This is a genomic window from Pelovirga sp., assembly GCF_059864205.1.
Genome location: NZ_JCBCBS010000147.1, coordinates 1 through 11,465 on the forward strand (window position 1 = coordinate 1; position 11,465 = coordinate 11,465).

An 11,465-nucleotide genomic window follows, 5' to 3' on the forward strand; every position below is an offset into this window, starting at 1 on the left:
GCGCGCCCAGCGGTTGACAGGCATGCGCCGGGTTGATCACCAGGGCTTCGCGGGCAAAGTTTTTCTCTTTATATTCCTCACTGTTAATCCAGTTTTTAACCCGTTCTATTTCTTCTGCCGAGTGTTCGGTCATCGGCTTGACGGCGGTCGTAGTGCTCATGATGTTGCTCCTTGTGTGTCGACTTCGCAGGGGAGCCGGCGAATATTATTTTTCGTAGGGGCACAATTCATTGCGCCCGAGGTTGATCCATGGTGACCTGTAGGGGCGCAATTTATTGCGCCCGAAGATAGAATCAGGGCGTGATGAATCACGCCCCTACAACGTCATGATCAAAACGGTGCTTTGACCAGGCTCCAGGTCGGCGAGTTGATCGCCATGTCGATATCGCGGGCAAAGATTTTAAATCCTTCGTAGCCGTGATAGGGACCGGAGTAATCCCAACTGTGCATCTGACGGAAGGGGATGCCGGCCTTCTGGAACACGTATTTTTCCTTGATGCCGCTGCCAACCAGGTCGGGCTTCATCTTTTCGACAAACTTCTCCAACTCAAATTCCGAGACATCATCATAAATGATGGTGCCTTTGGCCATCTCCGGGCTGGTGCGGTCATAGTCGTCCTGATGGGCGAACTCGTAACCGGCGCCGGTAATCTGAATACCCAGATCCTCGTAGGCACCGATGGTATGGCGTGGTCGTAAACCACCGACGAAGAGCATGGCGGTTTTTCCTTCGAGGCGTGGTCGATACTCGTCGATAACCTCCTGCATTTGCTGACGGTACTTCGCGATGACTTTTTCGACATTGGCCTTGATGGTATCGTCAAAGAATTCGGCAATATCGCGCAGGCTTTTTTCGATCTTGGTCGGTCCGAAGAAATTGTATTCCAACCAGGGGATTCCCCATTTTTCTTCCATCACTTTGCACATGTAGTTCATCGAGCGGTAGCAATGGATCAGATTGAGTTTGACCTGATAGGTGGCGGCAATTTTCTCGATTTCACCATCACCGGTCCAGACACTCTTGACGTTGAGTCCGATTTCTTCGAGGATCGGCTTGGCGGCCCAGACATCGCCACCGATGTTGTAGTCACCGATCAGAGCAATATCATAGGGGCCGGCAGGTTCGGCAAATTCGCGTTTGCCGATGACATGATCGCGGATCGAATCATTGGAGATGTGGTGACCCAAGGACTGGCTGACCCCACGAAAACCTTCACAGTTGCAGGGAACGACAAACTTGCCCAGCTCTTGTTCCATCTTTTTGGTGACGGCATTGATGTCATCTCCAATCAGCCCGACCGGGCACTCGGAAAGCACCGACAGTCCCTTGTTCAGCGGGAACAGTTCGTCGGCTTCGCGTAACAGTTTTTCGAGTTTTTTATCACCGCCGTAAACGATATCTTTCTCCTGGAAGTCAGAAGTGAAATCCAGAGGGAAGGAGGTCACTCCAGGAATCCCCTGCATCAGGTTGCGGCGGGTGCCCCAACTGTAGACCCCGCAGCCGATGGGGCCGTGGGAGACATGGACCATGTCGCGGATAGGCCCCCAGACCACTCCCTTGGCTCCTGCATAGGCGCAGCCGCGCTGACTCATGATGCCGGGAACCACTTTTTTGTTCGATTTTACCGCACAGGTAGCCGAGGTCGGCTCATTGGCACCTAAGTGCAAGGCGCGTTTTTTTCGTGTTTTTTCCGGCATCGCCGCGAGGGTTTCTTCGATCAATTCCTCAGTGGCCTCGGTGGTAATGCCGTCTATGGTTTTTATTTTATCAGCCATACGATTTCTCCTGTCTATTTCTATTTGTTTGCCATGGTTCCGACGTAGGGGCGAACCTGTGTGTTCGCACTGGTACTCAACGGCGGGCAGACACAGAGGTCTGCCCCTACAGTAACCATTCCTGCCGATCAGGCGCTTTCCGCCACGCCGACAATCGTCTCATCGTCCGCTTCCATAATGCCGAATTCCATCAGCAATTCTTCCAGCTCTTCGATCTCAATCGGAGTCGGAACTACAAACATTGTGTTTTCATCAATTTTACGGGCCAGCTCACGGTATTCCTGCGCCTGTGGATGCTCCGGTGAATATTCAATAACGGTCATGCGCCGCAATTCGGCGCGCTGAACCTGATTGTCACGCGGAACAAAGTGGATCATCTGGGTGCCAAGACGAGATGCCAGGGCTTCGATCAGGTCCGCTTCACGGTCGGTGTTACGGCTGTTACAGATCAGGCCGGCGAGGCGCACGCTGCCGCTGGCGGCATACTTGACGATCCCTTTGCAGATATTGTTGGCGGCATACATGGCCATCATTTCACCGGAAACAACAATGTAGATCTCCTGGGCTTTGTTCTCGCGAATCGGCATGGCGAAACCACCACAGACCACGTCACCGAGAACATCGTAAAAGACAAAATCCAGGTCGGGGGTGTAAGCGCCCTCTTCTTCACAGAAATTGATAGCAGTAATAACGCCGCGCCCGGCACAACCGACACCGGGTTCAGGACCACCGGATTCAACACACTTGATGCCGCCGTAACCGATCTTGAGCACATCCTCCAGCTCCAGATCCTCAACGGTACCCAGTTCACGGACTTTATCCATGACGGTTTCCTGGGCTTTAGCATGGAGGATCAGGCGGGTGGAATCAGCTTTTGGATCACAACCGATGATCAGTACTTTTTTCCCCAATTGGGCGAGCCCGGCAACCGTGTTCTGGGTAGTAGTGGATTTGCCGATGCCGCCTTTGCCGTAGATTGCAATTTGTCTCATCTTTTTTTCAGCCATGATTGTTTCTCCTTAGGGTTGACGATTATTCGTCGTTACGGTGGTTGGCGTCCGGACAAAAAAAACAGCTTGGCGGCATCTTCGTTGATGTGGCTGTATTGCCGGCAGGCCGGATTATTTAAAAAGTGAAGCCAGGAAATGCGGTCGACGGTGACGTGCGGTTCTAAAAGGTGAGCAGCTCAAAAACGCTGCTGTTTGAAAAACGTATCTGTTCAGCACCGGATCTTCGGATCCTATGTCAAGGGACGCGATTGTTTCCCATTGGGTCATCCCTGACCGCTTGTTGACGCCATCCAAGGCGACAAACACCCTTGCCACAGGACCCCCGACCCTGCGCAAGGACATAGCTGAATAGTTACGAAAAAACAACAAAGCCCGAACGGATGACCACCTAATGTGGATTCCTTCGGGCTTCTTTACCGGTCAGGTGCGAGCTACTGCAATGTAGCGGCCTGACATCTTGATGCTCAGCTTATTAGCACAGGTTGTGCCAACTTTTGATGTCAATAGGGTAAGTATCTAACGTTTCAATATTTTGAGCGAAAAAGCAAATTTCAACTATTTTGATGTTCGCTCTGGGTGAACGTTTTTGCTTAGAAATGAGGCGCCATTGTTGATTTGCTGCCTACTTTCTGGGCAGTTTGCTGACGAATTTTGTTAGTGATCTATGGCGACCAGGGTTAAAGCAAAGGTCAGATCACGTCCGGCCAGGGGGTGATTGGCGTCGAGGGTCACGCTGCTGTCATCGCATCCCATGATACGCATGATCCGCTGTTCACCGTCGCTAAAGGTGATGGTCAGTAGCTTGCCGGGTTCCGGGATCTTATCCGGAGGGAATTGTGATCGTTCGATCTTGAGTAGATTGTCATTGTTGCGCGGACCGTAAGCATTGTTTACCGGGATCAGGATGTTCCTGGTCTGGCCACAGTGCATGGTGCAAATTTCCCGCTCCAGAGCAGGAAACACCGTGCCGTCACCCACGACAAAGGTCAGAGGATCATCGCTGTCGCGGCTGTCAAAGATGGCACCATTGTCGAGGGTGCCGATATAATGAACAGTCACCCGGTTGCCAACCGCCGCTATGTTGTGCTTGTTCGGCGTTGTCATGATTGCATCCTGCGCTGCCTGGCGAAATCAACGAGAAAATCAAAGACCTGTTCACGGGTGCTGATAAAGCCGGGCATCTGCAGCAGCATCATTTCTTCGATCTTCTCCAGCACTTGTCCTTCGGCGCTGCCAATTTCATTCATGACGGCTTCGAGCATCGGCAAAACCTCGTAGAGATCGTCGCGATCAAAAGGCTGCGCATCCGGCTTGCCTTGAAATTTTGGCAGCTCCCGGGTCTGTTTCTTGTGGCGGTAGCGATAGAATAAATCTGATGGACTGATGGAGATATTCATGGCGCTATTCCTCGCCGCAACTGCCGCATCCTTTACCGCAGCCGCTGTGAATCCCAAGTTCACCGGGCTCGGCCTTGCGGTTGTCGGCAATAAAGGCGTTAAGATCCGCTTCACTGATAAACCAGCGGCCCTGCAGTTCGTCGGCCGGCAGCAGCCCGCGTTTGATATGCAGCAACAGGTTGATGGTGGTTGTGTGCGATTTTTCAGCGGCAATGTCGAGGGGTATAAGCTTGCTTGTAGCCATAAATCTTCTCCTGGGGTAGGTGACAACTTCAGTTTGGTTGTTAGTATCTGTTTGGCACCGGGCCGGTGGTCCTCTGTCAAGGGACGCTTTTCGCCATCCATGGCCGCTTGACTGTCGCCGTCCATGGCGACAGACACCCTTGTCACAGGACCCCCGACCCGGCGCCATGGAAATGAGCTGAATAGTTACGTTTGGTCAAAAGCCGGTGCCAGAGCCAGCAACTGAGGTGTCAATTCTTCAATGTCGGTGCGTACTGTGCGATTGAGTTTTTTCAGCCAGTGCCGTGGCAGGCCTTCTTCACCATAGAGTGCTCCGCCGATCATGCCGGCAATGGCTCCGGTCGTGTCCGCGTCCCCCCCCTGGTTAACCACACCCACCAGGCACTCTTCAAAGTCAGCGGTGGTGAACAAAAAATGGAAAACGGTACGTAAGGTGTCAACGATGTATCCTGAGGCCTGGCCGTTATAGTTGTTAAAACGAAAATTCGGATGTTGTTTCACCAGTTGCCGGGTCAGTTCGTGCAGGGCAAAGCGATCACCGCCGGCCAAGGCCGTATGGAGCATACGACCGATACACAGGCAACCGGCATCTGACAGGGGGTGATGATGGGTCAGGTGTGCCTGTTCCAGGGTGTAGCGCTTCAGTAGATCGTCACTGCCGTAGCTGGCCAGGGCAACCGGACACATGCGCATCGCTGCACCATTACCGGCATCCCACTCATTTAACGGCATCTCCAGGGTGCCCTGGTGCAAATAGGTGCGAAGTCCCTTGCGTACCGTAGCCCCGATGTCGATGGGTTTGGAGCGCATCCAGGCAACAAAATAATCAGCAATCTGCTGGAGATGCCAACCTTCGCTGTCTACCACAGCCCGCGCCAGGGCCAGGGACATTTCGGTATCGTCAGTGACCTGCCCGGCCTTAACGCCAAGCCAACCGCCACCGATAATACGGTTGTGGATCTGGTAAGCAGCCCGGATCTCCGCCGGTAGCATGAACTCGGTAGTCGCCCCCAGGGCATCGCCCAGGGCCAGCCCGAGAAACGCTGCGCGCCCGCGTGAGAGAATCATCTGTTGCTCGTTGTCGCTCATCCGCCGATCAGAATTTTCACATCGTAATCCCCGCCGATGACCAGATATTCATCTTCCCCTTTGAACAAAGATCTGGGCAGAACCCCGGAAAGAAAAAAAATCTTGGTCAGGGGGACTTGCGTCTGCAGTACCCGGGAACCGAATTCCCAGGCGCGTTCAAAGTTGGAGGTGAAGGAATTGAGATTGTTCAGGCGCATCAGGCAGGAGTTGCCGTTTTTTTTGAGAATAATGTGATCCTCCAATTCATTGATTCCCCGATAGAGGGTCCGGTGTGTTGTCCGGGTATTACGGTGGAGCAGGTACTGAACGTATTCATAGAGTAGATCCAGTTGCGACAAAATCGCACTGGTGCGGGCTGAGCCGCGCATGCGATCGACCAGATAACGGAAATAACCTTCTGAATGGATGCCGTCGATGGTCGTGCGGTGGAACGTCGGCAGCAGCCCGAGGCGCGATTCTACCCACCCCTTAAGGACCGCCCCCTCAATCGAATTACTGTCAAAGAGCCAACCGCGCAAAAATCGCAAGTAACTGTTTTTTAAGCTCTTGCGGCTGTCTGGTGAGTCTTCCCGTTGCCACTGATGGAGCTGAAAGGTGACATCCATAAAATCATGAAACAGGGCACCGCACGTCTGCAGATCGCTTATTCCGTCGAGGCGTGGCAGCAGCTTGCTGAGGCATTGCGTCCCCTGGATCTGAATCCGTTGTGGACTTTCGTTGTAATGGTGTGAGGCGATCGACCAGGGGGGCAGATTGCTCAGGTTCATGGCGCTGAGATGGCTGCTGCGATGGACGTTCAGATCATCCCTCCGTCAGCAGGATCGCTTCAGCAACCTGACCGATACTTTTGCGCTTATCCATGGCCAGTTTCTGGATCTTGCGATGAGCCTGGGGTTCCGTCATCCCGTTTTTGATCAGTAGCGCTTTGGCGCGGTCGACCAGCTTGCGGGTTTCCAGACTCTCCTTGAGGGCGGCAACCTCGTCGAGCAGATTAGACAGTTGAATAAACTGATGGATGGCCATGTCGACGGTAATTTTGAGTTGGTCAGCGCGGAACGGTTTCATCAGATAGTGATGGACCCCGGCCTCAATGGCCCGCGACACAGTGTCGTTATCGGTTGTGCCGGTCAACAGCACCATGGCGCCGCTGGGGTTCCTGTTGATGGTGGCGGCAGCGGTAATGCCATCCATGATCGGCATGGTGACATCCATGACGATCAACAGGGGCTGGTGGGCTGATGCCAGGGCAACCGCCTGGGATCCGTCGGCCGCTTCAAAAAGTTCATCAAAGCCGTAGTCGCTCAAGGCTTCTGCAACTTGTCGGCGTATCAGGGGCTCGTCATCAACGATCAGGGCTTTTTTCATGTCTTGTCCTTCCGCTGCCGGACGTGCTGTTTTCAGGTATTAACAGCACGTCCGGCACAGGGTTGGTGCTCGATTTTTTAGTCTTCAGGGGAGGTTAGAAAGATCCCCCGGAAGAAAGTCCGGATGATCCGCCGCGGAAATCGGGGTAGGCTTCCATGCCGAGTTCAGACGAATCGCAGCCGTTCATTTCGACTTCTTTGCTGACGCGGATGCCGACACTGTATTTCAGTGCCAGCCAGACCAGGGAACTGGCGATCAGAACAAAGGCACCAACAGCGATAATACCAATAAACTGTACCACAAAACTGGCATCGGAATTGGTCAGTGGTACCGCCAGGGTTCCCCAGATGCCGCAAACCAGGTGAACTGAGATGGCGCCGACAACATCATCGATTTTGAGTTTGTCGAGCAGCGGAATAGCTAGTATCACCAGAATGCCACCGATGGCACCGATGATCACCGCCATGCCGGGTGACGGCGTCGAAGGTTCAGCGGTAATCGATACCAGTCCGGCCAGAGCACCGTTCAGGGCCATGGACAAATCAACTTTTTTGTAGATCAGTTGCAGCATGATGATGGCGGCAACCAGACCACCGGCAGCGGCAAGATTGGTGTTGAGATAGACATTTGACATTTCGATGACGGCGTCGGCCGAGCCCAGGGCCAGAACCGAACCACCATTAAAGCCAAACCAGCCCATCCACAGGATAAAGGTCCCCAGGGTTGCCAGGGGCATGTTGGAGCCGGGCAGGGGGGTGACCCTTCCATCCTTACCATATTTGCCGGTTCTGGCGCCGAGAATAATCGCACCGGCGAGAGCGGCCCAGCCGCCGACTGAGTGAACGATGGTGGAACCGGCGTAATCGGCAAAGCCCATCTCATCAAGCCAGCCACCACCCCAGCTCCAGGCGCCCTGGGTCGGGTAGATGACAGCGGTCAGGACGACAACAAAACCCAGGAAAGGCCAGAGCTTGATACGTTCAGCAACGGTACCGGAAACAACCGAAGCAGCGGTTGCAACAAACACCATCTGGAAAAACCAGTCGGATCCAGTGGCATATTCGCCGGAATAATCCCCACCCAGGGCGGCGGCATCATCTGCCCCCCAAAGGCCAAGGCTACCGATAAAGCCACCGTCGACATTGGTGTACATCAGGTTGTAGCCGATCAGGTAATAGAGGATACCGGCGATAGAGTACAAAGAGATATTTTTCAGGCAGATGGTCGCAACGTTTTTGGAGCGCACCATCCCGGCTTCGAGCATGGAAAAGCCGGCGGCCATCCACATAACCAGTACACCGCTGATAAGAAAAGAAAAGCTGTTAAGGATGTAGGCGACCTCGCTAATGGGGGTCTCTTCAGCCAGCGCCAGGCTCGGCAGCAGAACCAGACAGGCAAGAAATATCAGTTGTTTTTTCATTCTCGTATCTCCTTTTTAGCGCGAAATAGGGGTTGTTTTATGTATGTGCAGAACTAAAGAGAATCTTCGCCGGCTTCGCCGGTGCGGATGCGGATTGATTGCTCAATATTGCTGACAAAAATTTTGCCGTCGCCGATACGTCCGGTACCTGCGGCAGATGTGATCGCTTCGACCAGCTGACTGACCAGCTCATCTGTGGTGACCAGTTCAAGTTTGATCTTGGGGATAAAATCAATCTGGTATTCAGCACCGCGATAAAGTTCGGTGTGCCCTTTCTGGCGACCAAAACCACGGACCTCACTAACGGTCATGCCGGTGATGCCAAGTTCGCAGATAGCGCTCTTGACGTCTTCAAGCTTGAACGGTTTGATAATACATTCGACTTTTTTCATCTGCTGACCTCTCCTTTGTCAGTGGTAAAATACAAAAGGCGCAATGAACCCAATCATCTGGGTGCAGAGCGCCTTTGCTCGATTGCCTTTAGCTGGTAACGCCGTCGTGGCGTGATGCCCGGATCAGGATGCTGACTGATGACCGACACATATTGTTGTTTAGCATGGTCTGTGCCAACTGCCGCAAGTGACTGTTTGTCCCTTGATCACCTTCAGGAAAAAGGACAAACTGCTTTCTTTTTGAGCAATCAGTGGCTGGATTGGATAAAAAAAGTGCAATCAGATGGGCAGCTGTAAGGTGAAGCAAGTACCGCCTTCAGGGTTGTCAGCTACCGTCAAATTACCCTGATAAGCGGTAATGATTTTACGGCACAGATAGAGCCCCAGACCTGTGCCGCTACCATCTTTGCGATTGGTGAAAAAGGGTTCAAAAATCTGTTCCTTGAGGTGATCGGGAATACCCGGCCCGTTATCGGCGATGTCGATAATCACGGATTTCGGGCTACAGCGGGTGCTGATATGGATTGTTTCCTGTGGCTCCAGGGCCTGAATCGCGTTGAGGATCAGGTTGATAAAGATCTGTTTGAACTTGTTGGCATCGACCTCAGGTAATGGCAGCTCATGAAAATCCTTGATGATGTGAACCTGATGTTTTTTAATTTCATAGGTCAGCAGGGTCAGTACATCAGCGATGGTCTGATTGAGATCGGTCGGGACACGGCGATCCTCCTGCCGTCCGGAATAGGTCAGCAGTTCCGAGGTCAGATGGGACAGCCGCTCCACCTCCAGGGCGATGCGTTCGAGCAGCTCACGCCCTTGTTCCGAAGGGGGTTCGGTTTCCTGCAGGATCTGACAGGCATAGCTGATAACTGCTAAGGGGTTGTTGATTTCATGGGCGATGCCGGCACTCATGCGCCCCACTTCAGCAAGCTTTTCCGACTGAATGGTCTGTGCCAGAAGTTGCTCGAATTCAGTGATGTCCTCCACGACAATCACGGCACCAACGGTTTCGTTGTCGTCTTTCAGAGGCGATAAAAAACGATTCTGCAGACGGTTCTGACCGCTCTGGCCGCGGTGAACAATACGTAGCTGCTGGGCTTCTCCGCTACTTAACACTTCCCGCAAGCGCTCGGAGATCCCCTCTTCTTCCAGATTTGGAAACAGTTCGAGCAACGACCTGCCGCCGGCTTCAGCACTGCTGATGCCACTCATGCGGGCCATACTGCGATTCCATGAGGTGATGCGCAAATGCTGGTCAACGGTGTACAGACCGATACTGATGCTGGTCAGGATCTGTTCATTGAGGTGATGCAGTTGCTCCCTTTCTCGCGACACCTGGCAAAGATCGCGGTACAGATGAGCATTGTCGATGGCGATGGCGGCCTGCCCGGCCAGGATCGCCAGGGTATCGCAGTCCTGGGCGGTAAAGGCATCCGGCTGGCAGCTTTCGACGTTAAAGACCCCGATCACCTTGTCACGCGCAATAAGGGGGACGGCCATCTCCGAGCGTGCGGCGTCGATGCCGGGGATGTAGTCCTCTTCCACTGCAATATTATTAATCAGATAAGGGCGCCTAAATTTGGCGGCCTTGCCCATCACCCCCTGGCCGAGGCCGATGAGGCGGGAGATCGCATCTTCGCTGTAACCGTAGCTGGCGGCCGTTTCCAGGGTGTTGGTTGCTGGATTGAGCAGGCGGATGATAGCATTGTCAAAGGTGAAAACCTCTTGAGATATCTGCAGAATTCGCTGCAGGAGGGGATCAATATCAGTGATGGCGGCGAGTTCTTTGCCGATATTAAGCAGGGCGCGGAATAGTAACTGGTTCTGCTGAAACATCGATGGCTGTCCCTTTCGTCATAGCGTTCTTGACAGCAGGAGTTAGCACAGATGATGCCAATAATGTTAGAATATCCCCTGGTCTGATGATGAACGCAAAACAATCGCTATCCTTGTAAATGCAACGAAAAAAAGGAGTGTGACGATGTCCCAAGTTTTCGCTGAACTTGAACTGGCAACCCGTGAGCAGTACGACCATGGTGACCTGCCTAAATGGTTGGCAGACCCGGTGCTTCAGGTGGCATGCAATCCGACGGACTATGAAGATAAGGAGTACCTGGTGGAAATTCTGCTGGATCAGGTGCGCGAGTATGATGTTTATGCTGAAGCGGGATGCTGTAAGTGGGCGTATGACCATGAGGATATCGCCAGAACCCTGCGCTGGCTGGAGGAGGGGCAGGAATGATTTTTGCGCAGCTTCAGGCGGTGATGAATACCGCTCAGGATGAGCAGGAATTGCCTGATTATCTGGCTGAGCAGGTACAGTTTATTATCGATCATCCGGAGCGGTTCCTTGCCAGAAAGCCGGAAATCCAACATCTGATTGAACAGGTCGAGCATTATGATACCTACGGCCAGACCGGGTATCTGGGGATGGGGGTTAATAATGTCATCCTTGGTAACACGTTGAAGCGGTTGCTCGATGCGTGATTGTTCAATTTAAAAGGGGGTTTTTGTGAGGCGGCCCATGCCTCGCCCGATTGTTCAACATCAACACCAAGACCGCGGGGTCGCGGCCCCGCTCGCCGTCTTACTCTTTTGTCATGCCACAAAAGAGTAAGCAGAAAAGGGCACCCATGCTCCTGGTCCGCTGACGCGGATGCCGGTCAGCAAGCCGACGGCATGACGGGTCGGCAAAACTCGGCTATCGCCTCAAACAGTTGCCGCCCTGTATCGTCATGCCATCATCTTCCTGACCGCTGCGTCACAAATGGGA

Annotated in this window: 13 protein-coding genes; 2 read left to right on the plus strand and 11 right to left on the minus strand. The window is 53.3% G+C overall.

The window, feature by feature from the left end:
- Positions 1-330: 330 nt before the first annotated feature.
- The 11 genes from nifD to AC6F7T_RS09355 form a co-directional block, all read right to left on the minus strand.
- Positions 331-1,776: a nitrogenase molybdenum-iron protein alpha chain gene (gene nifD, locus AC6F7T_RS09305; RefSeq protein WP_500718155.1), complete on the minus strand. Its 1,446-nt coding sequence runs from the start codon at positions 1,774-1,776 to the stop codon at positions 331-333.
- A 128-nt stretch (positions 1,777-1,904) separates the two neighbouring features.
- Complete coding sequence (gene nifH / locus AC6F7T_RS09310; protein ID WP_191154144.1) at positions 1,905-2,768, minus strand: nitrogenase iron protein; 864 nt, start codon at positions 2,766-2,768, stop codon at positions 1,905-1,907.
- 672 nt (positions 2,769-3,440) lie between these two features.
- Complete coding sequence (locus tag AC6F7T_RS09315; RefSeq protein ID WP_500718157.1) at positions 3,441-3,890, minus strand: FKBP-type peptidyl-prolyl cis-trans isomerase; 450 nt, start codon at positions 3,888-3,890, stop codon at positions 3,441-3,443.
- Positions 3,887-4,183 carry a hypothetical protein gene (locus AC6F7T_RS09320; RefSeq protein ID WP_500718159.1) on the minus strand — a complete coding sequence of 99 codons (297 nt, stop codon included), beginning with the start codon at positions 4,181-4,183 and terminating at the stop codon, positions 3,887-3,889. The genes AC6F7T_RS09315 and AC6F7T_RS09320 overlap by 4 nt, the downstream gene beginning before the upstream one ends.
- A 4-nt stretch (positions 4,184-4,187) precedes the next feature.
- Entirely contained in the window at positions 4,188-4,427 is a 240-nt protein-coding gene (locus AC6F7T_RS09325; RefSeq protein ID WP_500718161.1) for a hypothetical protein, read from the minus strand.
- A 185-nt stretch (positions 4,428-4,612) separates the two neighbouring features.
- Positions 4,613-5,494 carry an ADP-ribosyl-[dinitrogen reductase] hydrolase gene (draG, locus tag AC6F7T_RS09330; protein ID WP_500718164.1) on the minus strand — a complete coding sequence of 294 codons (882 nt, stop codon included), beginning with the start codon at positions 5,492-5,494 and terminating at the stop codon, positions 4,613-4,615.
- Between the two features lie 17 nt (positions 5,495-5,511).
- On the minus strand, positions 5,512-6,282 hold the full coding sequence (locus AC6F7T_RS09335; RefSeq protein ID WP_500718167.1) for an NAD(+)--dinitrogen-reductase ADP-D-ribosyltransferase: 771 nt from the start codon (positions 6,280-6,282) through the stop codon (positions 5,512-5,514).
- Between the two features lie 34 nt (positions 6,283-6,316).
- The gene (locus AC6F7T_RS09340; RefSeq protein WP_500718169.1) at positions 6,317-6,880 is read right to left on the minus strand and encodes a response regulator; all 564 of its coding nucleotides are present in this window, start codon (positions 6,878-6,880) and stop codon (positions 6,317-6,319) included.
- 94 nt (positions 6,881-6,974) lie between these two features.
- On the minus strand, positions 6,975-8,300 hold the full coding sequence (amtB, locus tag AC6F7T_RS09345) for an ammonium transporter AmtB (RefSeq protein ID WP_500718171.1): 1,326 nt from the start codon (positions 8,298-8,300) through the stop codon (positions 6,975-6,977).
- A gap of 53 nt (positions 8,301-8,353) precedes the next feature.
- Positions 8,354-8,692, minus strand: coding sequence for a P-II family nitrogen regulator (locus AC6F7T_RS09350; RefSeq protein ID WP_500718173.1), 339 nt, complete (start codon positions 8,690-8,692; stop codon positions 8,354-8,356).
- A gap of 279 nt (positions 8,693-8,971) precedes the next feature.
- Entirely contained in the window at positions 8,972-10,528 is a 1,557-nt protein-coding gene (locus AC6F7T_RS09355; RefSeq protein ID WP_500718176.1) for an ATP-binding protein, read from the minus strand.
- Positions 10,529-10,673: 145 nt separating this feature from the next.
- On the opposite strand from AC6F7T_RS09355, the gene AC6F7T_RS09360 reads away from it, so the two are divergent.
- Both AC6F7T_RS09360 and AC6F7T_RS09365 read left to right on the plus strand, forming a co-directional pair.
- Positions 10,674-10,934: a GSU3529 family protein gene (locus AC6F7T_RS09360; protein WP_191153985.1), complete on the plus strand. Its 261-nt coding sequence runs from the start codon at positions 10,674-10,676 to the stop codon at positions 10,932-10,934.
- Complete coding sequence (locus AC6F7T_RS09365; RefSeq protein ID WP_500718180.1) at positions 10,931-11,179, plus strand: GSU3529 family protein; 249 nt, start codon at positions 10,931-10,933, stop codon at positions 11,177-11,179. The genes AC6F7T_RS09360 and AC6F7T_RS09365 overlap by 4 nt, the downstream gene beginning before the upstream one ends.
- The last annotated feature ends 286 nt before the right edge of the window (positions 11,180-11,465 follow it).